Consider the following 15201-nt stretch of genomic DNA (forward strand, 5'->3'; position numbering starts at 1 on the left):
TCTTTCTATCTGTAAAGTGTTTTTGCTTTTCAGCATATTTCAGCAGTACAACGTATTATTTTGAAATTGTATTTCAGTGCTGTTCGTTGAGCTTCTGCAGCTTTTCGGTCTGTTCCCGGGTGGCAAGCGCATCGATCACATCGTCCAGATTGCCGTCCATGATCTTATCCAGATTGTGCACGGTCAGGCCGATGCGGTGGTCGGTGCAGCGGTCCTGCGGAAAGTTATAGGTACGGATCTTCTCGCTGCGGTCACCGGTGCCCACCTGCCCCTGCCGCTCCGAATTGATGGCGTCCTGCTGCTGTTTCTGTTTCTGTGCCAGCAGGCGGCTGCGCAGGATCTCCAGTGCCTTATCCTTGTTTTGGAACTGGCTGCGCTCGTTCTGGCATTCTACCACCGTGCCGGTGGGGATATGTGTCACACGGATGGCACTGGAGGTTTTGTTGATGTGCTGACCGCCCGCGCCGGAGGAACGGAAGGTGTCGATGCGCAGGTCTTTCAGATCCAGTGCAAAGTCCACTTCCTCGGCCTGCGGCATAACGGCCACCGTGGCGGTGGAGGTGTGGATGCGGCCCTGGGTCTCGGTCTCCGGCACGCGCTGCACCCGGTGCACACCGCTCTCGTACTTGAGGCGGTTGTAGGCCCCGGCACCATCCACCGAGAAGATGGCTTCCTTCACGCCGCCAAGCTCGGTCTCGTTCAGGTTGAGCATTTCCAGCTTCCATCCCCTGCTTTGCACATACATGGTGTACATGCGCAGCAGACTGTGGGCAAACAGGGCCGCTTCCTCGCCGCCTGCGCCGCTGCGGATCTCCACAATGACATTTTTGCCATCGTTCACATCTTTGGGCAGCAGCATAATTTTGAGATTATTTTCCAGTTTTTCCACATCTTGACTTTTTTCGCTGATTTCCTGCTGTATCATCTGTTTAAAGTCCGAGTCAAGAGCACCAGACTCTTCCAGCAGGGCTTTTGCCTGTTCCAGATGATCCTGTGCAGTCTGCCACTCCCGGTAGGCCTGCACAACAGGCTCTGCGTCGTGATACTCCCGCATCAGCTTGCGGAACAGCGCAGGGTCGGCAGCGGCATCCGGCTGGTTCAGGCGAACGGAAAGCTCCTCAAAGCGATGGCAGACAGCATCCATTTGGGTAAACATGTTCGGCATAATTCCGGCAGTTCTCCTAACAACTCAAATCTGCATCTGCAGCGCAGCAGGACGCCCCGGCAGGGCACGTCTCAGACCCGCACATGCAAAGGCATACGTTTCCCATGCGAGCTGTGCCGGACGCTAGACCTGCCCGGGCTTTATCACCTTTTTGATGTTCTTTTCAATTTTAGCACGCGGCAGCATCACCTCATGCCCGCAGCCAGTGCACCGGATCTTGAAATCCATGCCGACGCGCAGCACTTCAAAGCTCTGCGCACCGCAGGGGTGCTTTTTGCGGGTGAGGATGGTATCGCCTACAGCAATGTCCATAACCTTGGCTTCTCCCTTCTGCCTGCCTTTTTCAGTCGTCTGTGGGCAGGCGGCGCGTGTGTGCGCCCCCGGTGTGCCGGGCACAGCGCATACAAATATAGTATAATGCAAAGCCACATAAAATGCAAATATCCGCAATAGCAGATGCATAAGTTTTAATGAAATGGAGCTGGCTTTCCCAGACGGCACCTGTCCGGCTCCCAAAAACAACAGAAAGAGGAATGAAAGATGATGCATGCATATCGTACCGAAGGCAGCTACCGTTCTGCTGCCCGCATGACCGCCGCCGAGCTGCGCGCCGCCATGGCCAGCCGCGAGATCCTGCAATCCACCGCTCTGGCCTTTGACACCCAGCGTCAGCTGCGGTTTGAGCTGGGCGGAGTGAAGGCCGTGATGCCCTTTGCCCAGTGCGCCGACGGCGCCGAGAACGGCACCGTGCGGGACATTGCCGTACTGACCCGGGTAGGCCGTCCCACCTGCTTTGTCATTGAGTCGCTGGACACCGACGAGACCGGACAGCCGGTGTACCGGCTTTCCCGTGCTGAGGCACAGCGGATGTGCAAGGCCGACTATCTGGACGCCCTGCAGCCCGGCGATATCCTGCCCTGCACGGTGACCCACATTGAACCTTTTGGTGCCTTTTGTGACGTAGGCTGCGGCATCAGCGCCCTGCTGCCCATCGACTGCATGTCGGTGAGCCGCATCTCCTCCCCTGCCGACCGGGTGAGCGTGGGGCAGCAGATCCTATGCGCCATCAAGAGCCGGGACCTGCAGGGCCGCTTTGTGCTGACCATCCGGGAGCTGCTGGGCACCTGGGAGGAAAACGCCGCCGGGTTCACCGTGGGCGAGACCGTGGTGGGCATCGTGCGCAGCGTGGAGGAATACGGCACCTTCATCGAGATCGCACCCAATCTGGCCGGCCTTGCGGAGAGCTGTGCCGACCTGACCCCCGGGCAGGCTGTCAGCGTCTACATCAAGAACATCCTGCCGGAAAAGATGAAGATCAAGCTGGTGATCGTGAACCATTCCCTGAACCAGCGCCACCGGTTCGAGCTGAAATACTTCATCACCGAGGGCCGTCTTGACCGGTGGGTCTACTCCACACCGGAAAGCCCGAAGCGGATCGAGACAGATTTTGCCGCTGCGGCTTGCAATCCGGCGTGAAACCCTTTATACTATAAAAGGAAAGGAATGCAAGGGGGATGTATGGAACGATGGCCGCTAATGATGCTTTTACCGCCGGTGTACGTCCCGGCGGGCTGACCAGCAGCACCGAGATCCGGCTGCTGCTGTGCTATCTGGTCAAAAATGCCGGACCCATTGCCCGGCAGGAGATTGAAAACGCCCTGATGGAAGAAGCTCTGGTGAATTATTTTGAGATCGGCTCGTGTCTGGACGATATCACCAAGCAGCAGCTCGTCACCCTGACAAAGGGCAGCTACACCATTACCGATAAGGGCCGCAAGGTCGCGCAGGAGCTTGCCTACGACCTGCCCCGCAGTGTGCGGGAACGCGCTGTGGCCGCTGTGCTGCGCTGCCAGACCTGGGCCCGCAAGGAGGCCAAGTACAGCGCCAGCATCACCGAAAAGGCAGACGGTCACTGCACCGTGCGCTGCACCGTGAAGGGGCTGGATGCAGAGCTGTTCTGTCTGGAGCTGGGGGCTCCCGACCGCCTTTCGGCTGACCTGATCAAAAAGCAGTTCATCCTCAAGGGCAACGAGATCTATCAGATGCTGATCAACAAGCTGACCGAAGAAGAGAAGTAACGATTTGGAATGGCCGCCGCGCACGCTTTAGCCATAAACAGCGGAAATTTCATGATTTTATTTGCGGTTTGGAAGTGTCTGCGGACACCTCCAAACCGCTTTTTTCACGAGAAGTACCCAAATTTCAAACTGCATTTTTCCTTACGACCTTTACTGTGAAAGCCAAAAACCGGAAAAGTCCGCAGACTTTTCCGGTTTTTGAATATAAAAATAATTCCGCTGAGCATGGCCAGAGTGAAACGGAGGCCATTCAAACTACAAAATCAAATCAGGATGCAGATGAGCCCGGTACAGCCCTCATTGATGACCCGTTCCAGCGTTTCCTGCAGCCGGATGCGGGCCTCCTGCGGCATATGCAGCAGCTTGCTCTGCAGGCCCTCGTTCACCAGCTCGTGCAGGCTCTTGCCAAAGATGTTGGATTCCCACAGTTTCTCCGGGTCGTCCTCAAAACCGGCCAGCAGGCTGCGGGCAAGCTCCTCGCTCTGCTTTTCGGTGCCCACGATGGGGCTGAGTTCGGTGTGGATAGTCGCCTTCAGCATCTGGATGGATGGCGCGCAGGCTTCCAGACGGACCCCATAGCTTGCCCCCTGCCGCACGATCTGGGGCTGTTCCAGCTTCAGCTCGCTGACCGAAGGCATCACAATGCCGTAGCCGGTGGCTTCCACCTGCTCAAGGGCACTGCGCACCTTCTCGTACTCACGCTTCGCCCGCGCCAGCTCCATGATGCAGGGCATCAGGCCCGCTTCATCACCAATGGCAAGGCCGGTCTGCTCGCTCAGCACCTGATAAAAAATCTCCGGTTTTAGCTCCACCGTGATGCGCACGCTGCCGGCCGCAAGGTCGATGCCGCTGATGGACGACCGCTGCACCGCGTCACATTCCAGCGCAGGTGCGTTTGTTCCGGAGGGTACATCCTTCATGCGGGAGACCTTCTCTGCCAGCTGCATGGCGGCTTCATACACCTGCGTCTGCAGCCAGTGGCCGTTTTCCAGCATCGTGACCCAGCGCGGCAGGGCAAAATCCAGCTCCCTCACCGGAAATTCGTACAGGACCTGCCGCAGGATGCTGCCAAGTGCCTCCGCGTCCAGATCCACGCAGCTTACCGGCAGAACAGTGTGGTCGTAGTCCCGGGCCATGCCCTCGGCCAGCTGCTTCGTCTCCGGGGCTTCCGGGTGAGTGCTGTTGAGCAGGATGATGTAGGGCTTGCCCAGCGCATCCAGTTCTTCCACGATGCGCTTCTCGGTTCTGGCATAGCCCTCCCGCGGGATGTCGCTCACCGAACCGTCGGTGGTGACCACGATGCCGATGGTGGAATGTTCACAGATCACCTTGCGGGTGCCCGTCTCGGCGGCAAGATCGAAGGGGACCTCGTGGTCGAACCATGGGCTCTTGACCATGCGGGGCCTGTCGTTTTCCTCGTGTCCCATGGCCCCCTCCACCATGTAGCCCACGCAGTCGATGAGCCGCACCCTGCACTCGCCGCCGCCCTCCAATTGCAGGGGCACGGCCGTTTCCGGGATGAATTTCGGCTCGGTGGTCATGATGGTACGGCCCGCGGCCGACTGCGGCAGCTCGTCCCGGGCACGTTCCCGGGCTGCCGCCGGGCCGATGGCCGGCAGCACCAGCTGCTCCATGAAACGCTTGATGAAGGTGGATTTGCCGCTGCGCACCGGGCCCACCACCCCAATGTAGATATCTCCGCCGGTGCGTGCGCCGATCTCACGGCAGATGCCATTCTGTTCCTGATTTGCCAAATTGCTCTCCCCTTCCCGTTTGCGCTGTGCACCGGACAGGTTTCCGGTCCGCTTGTTGTATCGTATGAAACAGGGCGGGGCATTATGCCGGAACGATTTTAGATGCCCTCCGCCTTGCTCTGGGCATATTCAGCGGAAAATTTATTTTATAATTGCAATTCAGGAAAATCTGCGGATTTTCCTGAATTGCTTTTTCACAGATGGGGTCGTAGAGGGAAACAGCATTTACAGCGCCGCTTTCTGCGAAAGCGCGGCGCTGTGGAATAGGCTTTTTCGTTTGCTTTCAGCATGCTGAACCCTCTCAGGCTCACATTCGTTCGCCAGCTCCCCCGAAGGGGGAGCTTTTTGCAGTAACGGCGCAGTTTCCAGATAAAATGCAAGCCTTGCGGATGCGTCAGAAGCTCCCCCTTTCGGGGGAGCTGGCAAATCCAGAGGATTTGACTGAGAGGGCGAGGATGCTTTCCCTTCTCCCAAGGGGACGGCTGAACTTCCTCTGGCAAAGCCGGACACCTTCTTTATTGCAATCGATACTGATGCCATGCAAAAGCCGTTTTCCGTCACAGCCCCATCTGTGAAAATGGTCTAGCAGAATGCCCGCAGGCATTCCGCTAGACCAAAATCTAAAAATAATTTTCCGCTAAGAATGGCAGAGCGAAGCGGAGCCATTTTAAATCGTCCAACAAAAAGAGAGCTGCCGCGCAAAATGCACAGCAGCTCTCGGTATGGTTCCTATGAAATTACGGGGTCAGACGGTTGGGGCCGCGGAACAGGAACTCGGCGTCCTTGATGGTCAGGCCGCACAGCAGCATGGTCAGGCGGTCGATGCCCAGACCGAAACCGCCGTGGGGCGGGCAGCCGTACTGGAAGAACTCCAGATAGAACTTGACATCCTCGGCCAGACCCTTTTCCTCAGCCTGCTTCTTCAGCACCTCGTAGCGGTGCTCACGCTGGGCACCGGTGGTGATCTCAACACCACGCCAGATCAGGTCGTAGCCCTGGGGCACACCGTTCTCATCCCGCATGTGGTAGAAGGCACGCTTCTCGGCGGAATAATCGGTGATGAAGAGGAACTCGTGACCGTAGTGCTTCTTCACCCACTCATAGCTCAGGCGCTCGGCCTCAGTGGTCAGGTCGCCCTTCTCGCTCTCATCGACGGTATAGCCGAACTCTTCTTCCAAGCCCTTGTACAGGTCTGCCAGCTTGACCACCGGGAACGGGGTGGTGGGCACGATGACTTCCTGACCGAACATCTCCTTGATCTGATCGCCGTAGTTGTCCTTGACGGCCTGCAGACCGGCAGTCAGCAGCTCCTCTTCCATCTTCATCACGTCTTTATAGGAAGTGATGTAGCTGAACTCCAGATCGAAGCCGGAGAACTCGGTGGAGTGCTTGTTGGTGTAGCTCTTCTCTGCGCGGAACACGGGGCCGGTCTCGAAGATGCGCTCAAAGCCGGCAGCCATAGCCATCTGCTTATAGAACTGGGGGCTCTGTGCCAGATAGGCATTGCGGTCGAAGTAATCCACCTTGAACACCTCAGAGCCGCTCTCGCTGGCAGCAGCGATCAGCTTGGGGGTGTGGATCTCGATGAAGTTACGGTCCAGCAGGAACTTGCGCATGGCGTTGACGAAGCAGCTCTGTGCCTTGAACATCAGCTGGTTCTCATCGGTGCGCAGGTCGATCCAGCGGTAGTCGATGCGCTGGTCGATGCTGGAGCGCTCCACAGCCTTCTTTTTCTTGGTGGCTGCGATCTCCTTGCGGACGATGGGCAGTGCATCAGCAATGCTCTCGATCTCGATGGACTCGGGGATCATCTCCACGCCGCCCATCTTGACGTAGTCGTTCTCCATCACCTTGCCGGTGACGGTGATGACGGAATCCGGGGTGAGCTTATCGATGGTATCCACCAGATCGGGGTGATCTTCCTTTTCCACCGTGATCTGCAGTTTGCCGGTAATATCCTTCAGCACGATAAAGGCCATATACTTGCTGTTGCGCAGGTTCTCGATAAAGCCCTGCACCTTGACCGTGCCGCCGATGGCCTTTTGAGCCTCGTTGATATAGGTGCGTTCCATAATACAGGAATCCTCCTTTGACGTCTTGTGTACTGTTTTATTATACGCTTTTCCGGGGATAAATCAAGAGATATGGCGATTTCGAGTTCGCAAGGCAAAATGCAGTTTCCGTTCACGACCCTTTCTGTGAAAAAGCAGTTCTGGAAAATCCGCAGATTTTTCAGAACTGCAAATAAAAAAATATTTTTCCACTGAAAATATTCGGGTTGCGGCACGCGGCGGCTATTCTTAATGGTTCTCTTTGCCTGTTTCTTCGTGCAGAGTGCCCGTGCCGCCCTCCACCACGCCGTCGTGCCTGAGCACAGCCGCAATGGTGCCGAAGAAGCATTTCACATCCAGCCCAAAGCTCAGATGCTCCACATACCAGCCGTCCAGCTTGGCCTTCTCCGCGATCTCCAGCTCATCGCGGCCATGGATCTGTGCCCAGCCGGTCAGGCCCGGGCGCACATCGTTGGCATGGTACTTGTCGCGCTCGGCCAGCAGATCATACTGGTTCCACAACGCAGGCCGCGGGCCGATGACCGCCATATCCCCCACAAAGATGTTCCACAGCTGGGGCAGTTCATCCAGACTGGTCTTGCGCAGGAAATGGCCCATCCGGGTGATGTACTGGTCCGGGTCGTGGAGCAGGTGGGTGGGCATATCGTGGGGCGTGTCGATGCGCATGGTGCGGAACTTTAAAATGTAAAAGTGCTTTTTGCCAATGCCCACACGTTTCTGTTTGAAGAACACCGGGCCGGGCGAATCCAGCTTGATAGCCACGGCCAGGATCAGAAAGAGCCATGACAGGCAGACCATGCCGCACAGGGACAGCACGATCGCCAGCAGGCGCTTGATACCATTACGATACATGAGCTTCCTCCATTTTTTGCCATTGTTCTGCCAAAGTGTCCCTGAAAAGTCGAAAAGATCGTCTATTTCTTTGTTTTCAGATACACCCTGGAACAGCGTTACCAGTATACCAGCATCCCTCTCCATTTGCAATCGTATCCCGTAACAGATGCCGGTATTTTGATAATTTGGCTGCATTCTGCCGGTTTTATTGCAGAAAAGCGCCGGTTTTGTCTCTTGTTTTGTGCGGCAGAAGGACGTAAGATAAAGAAAATGAGAAGTCAACTCCCCTCAGTCTCGCTTTCGCTCAACAGCCCCCTCGGAGATGGGGCCTTTGGCAAAACCGGAAAGTTTACCGTACTGCCAAGGCCTCTCACTTTGGGAGAGGTGGCACGCCGAAAGGCGTGACGGAGAGGGCAAGAATACTACAAGGAGGTTCCCCTATGATCCAGCATTTCCGTTTTGGCGCTCCCCTGCCCACCGACAGTGTGGTGCAGGACATTCCCGTTTCCGCCGGGCCGGTGCCCTTTCTCACCGCTGAGAAAGGCGGCTGGGAATACCGGATGGCTCCGGATGCCATCGTGTACGGTCTGGGCGAAATGCCGCGCGGCATCAACAAGCGCGGCTGGCACTACGTTACCAACAACACCGATGAAGCCCGCCACAGCGAGGATAAGCTTTCCTACTATGGTGCGCACAATTTTCTGCTCATTGATGGCGGTGCGGGCTGTGAATGCTTTGGTGTGTTCATCGATTTCCCGGGCAAAGTGCGTTACGATATCGGCTACACCGAATACGACACCCTGCGCTTTTCTACCGAAGAGCCGGACTATGAGCTTTACCTCATTACCGGCGGCGACCTGAACGATATCAGCCGCCAGTTCCGGCAGCTCATCGGCCGCAGCTATATCCCGCCCAAGTGGGCCTTTGGTCTGGCACAGAGCCGCTTTGGCTACAAAACCGCTGAGGACGTGCGGGAGGTGGCCCGTCAGTACAAAGAGAACGATCTGCCGCTGGATATGATCTGCATGGACATCGATTATATGCAGGACTACGCGGATTTTACCGTAAACAAACAGCGCTTCCCGGACCTTGCCGCCCTGAGCGCCGAACTGAAGGCACAGGGCATCCGGCTGGTGCCCATCATCGATGCAGGTGTGCGCATCGACCCGGCAAACCCCGTCTGTGCCGAGGGCCTTGCAAACGGTTACTTCTGCACCAAATCCGACGGCACCCCCTTCATAGCGGCGGTGTGGCCCGGCAAGGCTTACTTTGCGGACTTCCTGCGTCCGGAGGTGCGGGAGTGGTTCGGCCGGCAGTACAAGGCACTGACCGACTGTGGCATCGAGGGCTTCTGGAATGATATGAACGAACCTGCGCTGTTTTATTCGCCGGAGCGGCTCAAGGCTTTCTTTGAGAGCATGGACGAACTGAGCCGGAAGGACAACATCGTGCAGGATGAATTCTTCGGCAAGGTGGTAGGCGGCGCGCTGGGCCTGATGAACGCCCCCGCGGACTACGCCAGCTTCTACCACGATGTGGATGGCCAACGGGTGCGCCATGACAGGGTGCACAACCTCTACGGCGGCAATATGACCCGCGCGGCAGGCGAAGCCTTTACCAGCCTGCGCCCCGGCAGACGCACTTTGCTGTACAGCCGCTCCAGCTTCATCGGCAGCCACCGCTACGGCGGTATCTGGCTGGGCGACAACGCTTCCACATGGGCACAGCTTCTGGCCAATATCCAGATGATGCCCAATGTGCAGCTCTGCGGCTTTTTGTACACCGGTGCCGACCTGTGCGGTTTTTCCTACGATACCACGCCAGATCTGGCCCTGCGCTGGCTGGAGTTCGGCCTATTCACGCCGCTGATGCGCAATCACTCTACCGATGGTTCCCGGATGCAGGAATACTACCGTTTTGTGGACATGCTGCCCGCCCTGCGGAAGATGCTCCGGCTGCGGTATGCCCTGCTGCCCTACCTTTATAGTGAGTTCATGAAGGCGGCACTGGAAAATACCAGCTACTTCCGGCCATTGGGCTTTGACTTTCCCGCCGACCCGGACGCCCGTGAGGTACAGGACCAGCTGCTGCTGGGCGAGGGTGTGATGGTGGCACCCGTCTACACCCAGAACGCCAGCGGACGCCATGTCTACCTGCCCGAGCCCATGAAGCTCTACCGCATCCGCAGTGTGGACGACTATGACACCGAACTTCTGCCCGCCGGGCACCATTATGTCCGCTGTGCACTGGACGAGGTCCTGCTGTTCATCCGTCCGGGCCATGCCGTACCGGTGGCAAGACCCGTCAGCTGCACCGCCCAGCTGGACGAGACCAGCCTGACCCTGTGGGCCTGCCCGGACGAAAGCGGCAGCGCCCGCTGCCGGATGTACACCGATGACGGCGAGACGAGCGATTTTGCCGCACCGGAGCACTGGAAGGTGCTTGAATCGAACTGAAAAGCCGTTTTCCTGTGACATTGCCGGAAAAAGCTGTCTTTTTTCGGCGGTGCCACTTGTATTTTTCTGCGCTGCGCGTTATAATATGCCTTCGGTTCCCTTTATTTACGAAATATTTACATTTCAGATGCTGTCCTCCTAAGCAGTGTGCAATGCTTAGAAAACAGCTTCTCCCGCGTAAACGATAAAAAGGAGGCACTTTTCTCATGGCTCAGACAAGCCGCTCCGCTGACCTGACCAGCGGCCCGATGCTTCAAAAGATCATCCTGTTCTCCATCCCGCTGGCAGCTTCCAGCATCCTGCAGCTGCTGTTCAACGCAGCAGACGTGGTGGTCGTGGGCCGCTTTGCGGGCAGCACCGCGCTGGCGGCAGTGGGCTCCAACGGCTCCCTCATCAATCTGCTGGTGAATCTGTTCGTGGGGCTTTCGCTGGGCGCAAACGTGGTGGCCGCACGCTGTTTTGGTGCAAAGGACGAGCGCGGTGTTCAGAACACGGTGCAGACCTCGGTGACGCTAGGTCTTGTCAGCGGCGTGCTGCTGGCTGTGGTGGGGTTCTTTGCGGCCCGTGGCCTGCTGGAGCTGATGAGCTGCCCAGAGGATGTGATCGATCTCTCTGCGCTGTACCTTAAAATCTATTTTATCGGAATGCCCATGACCATGCTGTACAACTTCAGCTCGGCACTGCTGCGCGCCGTGGGCGACACCAAGCGTCCCCTGTACTGTCTGGCGGCGGCAGGTCTCATCAATGTGGTGCTGAATCTGGTGTTCGTCATTGGCTTTTCCATGAGCGTGGCAGGCGTGGCACTGGCTACCATCATCAGTCAGACCGTCTCTGCCTGCATGGTGACGCGGATGCTGATGAAGGAGGAGGGCGCTCTGCATCTGGATCTGCATCATCTGGGCTTCCACATGGGTGCCCTGAAGCAGATTTTGCTCATCGGCCTGCCTGCCGGTCTGCAGAGCACCGTGTTCAGCCTGTCCAATGTGGTCATCCAGTCGGCTATCAACTCCTTCGGCTCCACGGTGGTGGCAGGCAGTTCGGCCTCCGCCAATCTGGAGGGCTTCGTCTATACCGCCATGAACGCCTTTGCGCAGGCAGCGGTGACCTTTACCAGCCAGAACATGGGCGCACGCAAGTACCAGAACCTGAACCGCGTTGTCCTCAACTGCCTGCTGTGCGCCATCGTCACCGGCGTGGTGCTGGGCGGCGGCGCAGTGCTGGCAGGCACCCAGCTGCTGCACTTCTACTCCTCGGATGCGACGGTCATTGCCGCCGGATATGAGCGCCTGCGGGTGATCTGCGGCACCTACCTGCTGTGTGGCATCATGGACACGCTGGCCAGCAGCCTGCGCGGCCTTGGCTACAGCGTGCTGCCCATGGTGGTGAGCCTTGTGGGCAGCTGCCTGCTGCGTCTGGTGTGGATCGCCACCATCTTCCAGCTGAACCGCACACCGTTCATGCTGTACATCAGCTACCCCATCAGCTGGGTGCTGACCGCCGCCGTGCATCTGGCCTGTCTGCTTGTGGTACGGCACAAGATGAAAAACAAGCTCAAACTATCCATCGACTGAAGAACAGGGCTGCATCCCTTTGGGGACGCAGCCCTGTTTTTTACAAGTCTTTTTTCAGCAGATACCGGTCGTATCCGCCATACATTTCCCGCCGGGAGACGATGGCAAAGCTCGATGCAAGGGCGTTGTTCAGGCTGTACTGGTTTTCCGGGCTGATGGTGGCCCCGATGTGGGTGATCCTGCCCGGGAAGAGCGGCAAGGCTGCTTTCAGCATGAGCCTTTGCAGGCCGTTGCCGCGAAAGTCTGCGTGGACGATGGCACTGTCGGCATTGGCCCAGTGCTCCCACTCGGTGCGCGGAACGTCCATGAAGGCCGCGTAGTTGTGCTCGCTCTGCCCGCAGAAGCGCACGATGAGATACCCGCCCAGCCTGCTGCCCTGCCATGCACCAATGCACAGGTCCTTGCGGACATAGGTCGTGATATTTTCCAGCGTGTCCGGCACAAACTGCTCGGGGTGCGGCATGGCGGCGCGCACCTCATTCTGCAAAGCGTACACCGCCGGGACTTCCTCTGCCGTACAGCGGCGCAGCAGCATGGGCACCGGCGGCTCTGCGGTTTTGCCGCATATCCTGTGCAGAAAAATTTCCATCTTGCTATCCCCTCCAAAATAAAATCGTACTTTTTGGCCGATTCCAGTATAAATGCCGCTTTTATAAATGTCAATTTATGCTATAATAAAGTAGAAAGGGGTTTTGCGGTGCATGGCCGTGGTCACAAAGCGGGGCCGTGCGCCGCAGGGCTCCAAGTCCCGGCAGTGCCCTGCGCTGCCTGTGAACGGAGGAACCAAACCATGAAGGAATCTGCACTTGCATCTTCCAGCCGGTTGGGCGGCGCTGTCATCAGCGACCGCATCGTTGCCAGTCTGCTGGAAGAGCTGCGCACCGGGCGCTATGCCCGGGCCGACCGTCTGCCTGCCGAGGTGGACCTTGCCGCCGAGCTGGGCGTGAGCCGCACCGTCATCCGTGACGCACTGAGCGAAATGGAACGCGCTGGTTACGTGGAGCGTGTGCGCGGCATTGGCACGGTGGTGAACCGTACGGTGCTGAGCCTGCGCAGCCGTCTGGACCAGAAGCTGGAATACTACCCGCTGATCCGCAGTTTTGGCAGCTATCCCCACGCTGACGGCATTCAGGTCTTTCCCATCCGTGCCGGGGAGGAGCTGGCCCACAATCTGGACATCGAACCCGGCGATGATGTGATCTGCATCAAAAAGCGCATTTTGGCCGACACCACCCCGGTGATCTATTCCATCGACTATCTGCCCAGAGCATTGTTCGGTACACGGGATTATACCCGCATCGACCTGACCGGCGGGGTGTTCGATATTCTGGAACGGGAATGCCACCAGCAGATCTCCTCCAACGTTGCCCACCTGAAGGCAAGCTGCGGCGATGACGCCATCCGCTCGGCCATGCGCCTTGCTCCCGGCGAAGCCATGCTGCTGCTGGACGAAGTGTGTTTCAATCGTTTGTGCCGCCCGGTGATGCGTTCGCTGAGCTACTACACAAACTTCTTTGATTTTTCTATCCTACGCAAACTGCTTTAAACGGAGGTATGTACCCATGCGACATCTGATCGACCCGTTGGATTTTACCCAGCAGGAAATCTCCACGCTGCTTGATCTGGCCGACCGCATCCACGACGACCCGGCAGCCTATCAGGACGCAGCCAGCCACAAAAAGCTGGCCACCCTGTTTTATGAGCCCTCCACCCGCACCCGCCTTTCCTTCGAGGCTGCCATGCTGAATCTGGGCGGCCATGTGCTGGGCTTTCCCAGTGAGAACGTATCCAGTGCAAGCAAGGGCGAGAGCGTAGCCGACACCATCCGCGTGGTGTCCTGCTATGCGGACATCGTGGCCATGCGGCACCCGAAAGAGGGCGCACCGCTGCGTGCAAGCCGCTACTCCCGCATTCCGGTGATCAACGCGGGCGACGGCGGACACCAGCACCCCACCCAGACCCTGACCGACCTGATGACCATTCGCCGCCGCATGGGACGGCTGGACGATCTGACGATCGGCTTGTGCGGCGATCTGAAGTTCGGCCGCACCGTGCACTCCCTCATCAAGACCATGGCACGCTGCAAGAACATCCGCTTCGTGCTCATCAGCCCGGAAGAGCTGCGTGTGCCGGACTACATCGTGAAGGACGTGCTGGAGGCCAACGGCATTCCCTACAAGGAGACCCGCAGTCTGGAGGAATCCATGCCGGAGCTGGACATCCTGTACATGACCCGCGTGCAGAAGGAGCGTTTCTTCAACGAGGAGGACTACATCCGCCTGAAGAACAGCTACATCCTCACCAAGGAAAAGATGAACCTTGCAAAGCCGGATATGGCGGTGCTGCATCCCCTGCCCCGTGTTAACGAAATCGCGCTGGATGTGGACGATGACCCCCGCGCCGCTTATTTTGAGCAGGTGCAGAACGGTGTGTACGTCCGCATGGCACTGATCATGACCTTGCTGGGCCTGCGCGACCCCAAGGCACCTAAGGAGGAAAACTGATATGCTGAACATCGACGAGATCCAGAATGGCATCGTGATCGACCACATCAAGGCAGGCACTGCTGTCGGCCTGATGGACCTGCTGGGCATTGCGGGCAACCGCACCGCCAGCGTGGCACTGATCCAGAATGCACGCAGCAACAAGAGCGAGAGCGGCCGCAAGGACATCCTCAAGGTGGAGGGCGATGCTTCCTGGCTGAATCTGGATGTGCTGGCCTACCTTGACCCGAACATCAGCGTGACCATCATCGAAAACGGCAAGGCTGTGCGCAAGGAAAAACCCAAGCCTCCCAAGCGTCTGGTGAACATCGTGCGGTGCCGGAATCCCCGCTGCATCTCCTCCATTGAGGAAGAGTGCGATCAGATCTTTGAGCTGAGCTCCAACGGCAAGTATCGCTGCATCTACTGCGAGCAGGAACTGCAGGTAAAGCCGGAGTAAGGCCCGGCTTTTCCAACATCTCAAAACGTTAAAAAAGAGCTGCTGTACCCGGTTTTTCGCCGTACAGCAGCTCTTTTTTTTGCAATAAAAACCTGACAGAACTCTCACCGACGCAGATGCTCTGTGCAGCAGATGCTCCATTCCCACAAGCAGCATCTGCCGGACAGAAATGCGACGTACCGAGTGACTTTATCAGCAGCAAACCCCAAAGCTCGCCGTTGAAAGCCCCGCCAGATGAACCGCACGGCATCTGCCATGCGGTACAATGAGCAAAGGGAAAGCGGACAGCTTAACACGCACCGCTGTCCGAAGCACCGCACCGTATGTA

13 protein-coding genes are annotated in these 15201 nt (G+C 57.7%); 7 read left to right on the forward strand and 6 right to left on the reverse strand.

Annotated features, from left to right (window positions below; all coding sequences use genetic code 11):
* Window positions 1-73: 73 nt before the first annotated feature.
* Both prfA and ACKXF9_RS11180 read right to left on the reverse strand, forming a co-directional pair.
* Complete coding sequence (prfA, locus tag ACKXF9_RS11175; protein WP_418266226.1) at window positions 74-1165, reverse strand: peptide chain release factor 1; 1092 nt, start codon at window positions 1163-1165, stop codon at window positions 74-76.
* 123 nt (window positions 1166-1288) lie between these two features.
* On the reverse strand, window positions 1289-1477 hold the full coding sequence (locus ACKXF9_RS11180) for a DUF951 domain-containing protein (protein WP_339394797.1): 189 nt from the start codon (window positions 1475-1477) through the stop codon (window positions 1289-1291).
* A gap of 228 nt (window positions 1478-1705) precedes the next feature.
* Here ACKXF9_RS11180 and ACKXF9_RS11185 point away from each other — a divergent pair, with 228 nt between their 5' ends.
* Together ACKXF9_RS11185 and ACKXF9_RS11190 are read left to right on the forward strand one after the other, a co-directional pair.
* Complete coding sequence (locus ACKXF9_RS11185; RefSeq protein ID WP_418266227.1) at window positions 1706-2641, forward strand: S1 RNA-binding domain-containing protein; 936 nt, start codon at window positions 1706-1708, stop codon at window positions 2639-2641.
* A gap of 50 nt (window positions 2642-2691) precedes the next feature.
* A complete protein-coding gene (locus tag ACKXF9_RS11190) occupies window positions 2692-3243 on the forward strand; it encodes a DUF4364 family protein (RefSeq protein ID WP_316543760.1) in 552 nt (183 codons plus the stop codon).
* A gap of 263 nt (window positions 3244-3506) precedes the next feature.
* On the opposite strand, the gene spoIVA is transcribed toward ACKXF9_RS11190, so the two are convergent.
* From spoIVA to ACKXF9_RS11205, 3 genes are all read right to left on the reverse strand, one after another.
* Window positions 3507-4997 carry a stage IV sporulation protein A gene (gene spoIVA / locus ACKXF9_RS11195; protein ID WP_418266228.1) on the reverse strand — a complete coding sequence of 497 codons (1491 nt, stop codon included), beginning with the start codon at window positions 4995-4997 and terminating at the stop codon, window positions 3507-3509.
* Window positions 4998-5734: 737 nt separating this feature from the next.
* Window positions 5735-7069, reverse strand: a complete 1335-nt coding sequence (gene aspS / locus ACKXF9_RS11200; protein WP_348583579.1) for an aspartate--tRNA(Asn) ligase — start codon at window positions 7067-7069, stop codon at window positions 5735-5737.
* Window positions 7070-7297: 228 nt separating this feature from the next.
* Window positions 7298-7921 carry a sugar transferase gene (locus ACKXF9_RS11205; RefSeq protein ID WP_249238628.1) on the reverse strand — a complete coding sequence of 208 codons (624 nt, stop codon included), beginning with the start codon at window positions 7919-7921 and terminating at the stop codon, window positions 7298-7300.
* A gap of 422 nt (window positions 7922-8343) precedes the next feature.
* Between ACKXF9_RS11205 and ACKXF9_RS11210 the strand changes: the two genes are divergently transcribed.
* Both ACKXF9_RS11210 and ACKXF9_RS11215 read left to right on the forward strand, forming a co-directional pair.
* A complete protein-coding gene (locus ACKXF9_RS11210; RefSeq protein WP_418266229.1) occupies window positions 8344-10359 on the forward strand; it encodes a TIM-barrel domain-containing protein in 2016 nt (671 codons plus the stop codon).
* 206 nt (window positions 10360-10565) lie between these two features.
* Entirely contained in the window at window positions 10566-11930 is a 1365-nt protein-coding gene (locus ACKXF9_RS11215; protein ID WP_418266230.1) for an MATE family efflux transporter, read from the forward strand.
* A 40-nt stretch (window positions 11931-11970) separates the two neighbouring features.
* On the opposite strand, the gene ACKXF9_RS11220 is transcribed toward ACKXF9_RS11215, so the two are convergent.
* Complete coding sequence (locus ACKXF9_RS11220; RefSeq protein WP_418266231.1) at window positions 11971-12519, reverse strand: GNAT family N-acetyltransferase; 549 nt, start codon at window positions 12517-12519, stop codon at window positions 11971-11973.
* A gap of 201 nt (window positions 12520-12720) precedes the next feature.
* Between ACKXF9_RS11220 and ACKXF9_RS11225 the strand changes: the two genes are divergently transcribed.
* From ACKXF9_RS11225 to ACKXF9_RS11235, 3 genes are read left to right on the forward strand one after another with little or no spacing between them, the layout of a single operon-like run.
* Complete coding sequence (locus ACKXF9_RS11225) at window positions 12721-13476, forward strand: GntR family transcriptional regulator (RefSeq protein WP_418266232.1); 756 nt, start codon at window positions 12721-12723, stop codon at window positions 13474-13476.
* A 16-nt stretch (window positions 13477-13492) separates the two neighbouring features.
* Entirely contained in the window at window positions 13493-14434 is a 942-nt protein-coding gene (pyrB, locus tag ACKXF9_RS11230; RefSeq protein ID WP_418266233.1) for an aspartate carbamoyltransferase, read from the forward strand.
* Window position 14435: 1 nt separating this feature from the next.
* Window positions 14436-14873, forward strand: a complete 438-nt coding sequence (locus ACKXF9_RS11235) for an aspartate carbamoyltransferase regulatory subunit (protein WP_418266234.1) — start codon at window positions 14436-14438, stop codon at window positions 14871-14873.
* The last annotated feature ends 328 nt before the right edge of the window (window positions 14874-15201 follow it).

Origin of the sequence: Faecalibacterium sp. 9 (assembly GCF_048320955.1) — a bacterium.
GTDB lineage: Bacteria > Bacillota > Clostridia > Oscillospirales > Ruminococcaceae > Faecalibacterium > Faecalibacterium wellingii.

Bases quoted from the DNA above. Each gene is read 5' to 3' on its own strand.
- ACKXF9_RS11235 (WP_418266234.1), top strand. From the start codon at position 14,436: ATGCTGAACATCGACGAGATCCAGAATGGCATCGTGATCGACCACATC.
- ACKXF9_RS11225 (WP_418266232.1), top strand. From the start codon at position 12,721: ATGAAGGAATCTGCACTTGCATCTTCCAGCCGGTTGGGCGGCGCTGTC.
- ACKXF9_RS11215 (WP_418266230.1), top strand. From the start codon at position 10,566: ATGGCTCAGACAAGCCGCTCCGCTGACCTGACCAGCGGCCCGATGCTT.
- ACKXF9_RS11205 (WP_249238628.1), bottom strand. From the start codon at position 7,921: ATGTATCGTAATGGTATCAAGCGCCTGCTGGCGATCGTGCTGTCCCTG.
- prfA (WP_418266226.1), bottom strand. From the start codon at position 1,165: ATGCCGAACATGTTTACCCAAATGGATGCTGTCTGCCATCGCTTTGAG.
- ACKXF9_RS11210 (WP_418266229.1), top strand. From the start codon at position 8,344: ATGATCCAGCATTTCCGTTTTGGCGCTCCCCTGCCCACCGACAGTGTG.
- pyrB (WP_418266233.1), top strand. From the start codon at position 13,493: ATGCGACATCTGATCGACCCGTTGGATTTTACCCAGCAGGAAATCTCC.
- aspS (WP_348583579.1), bottom strand. From the start codon at position 7,069: ATGGAACGCACCTATATCAACGAGGCTCAAAAGGCCATCGGCGGCACG.
- ACKXF9_RS11185 (WP_418266227.1), top strand. From the start codon at position 1,706: ATGATGCATGCATATCGTACCGAAGGCAGCTACCGTTCTGCTGCCCGC.
- ACKXF9_RS11220 (WP_418266231.1), bottom strand. From the start codon at position 12,519: ATGGAAATTTTTCTGCACAGGATATGCGGCAAAACCGCAGAGCCGCCG.
- ACKXF9_RS11180 (WP_339394797.1), bottom strand. From the start codon at position 1,477: ATGGACATTGCTGTAGGCGATACCATCCTCACCCGCAAAAAGCACCCC.
- ACKXF9_RS11190 (WP_316543760.1), top strand. From the start codon at position 2,692: ATGGCCGCTAATGATGCTTTTACCGCCGGTGTACGTCCCGGCGGGCTG.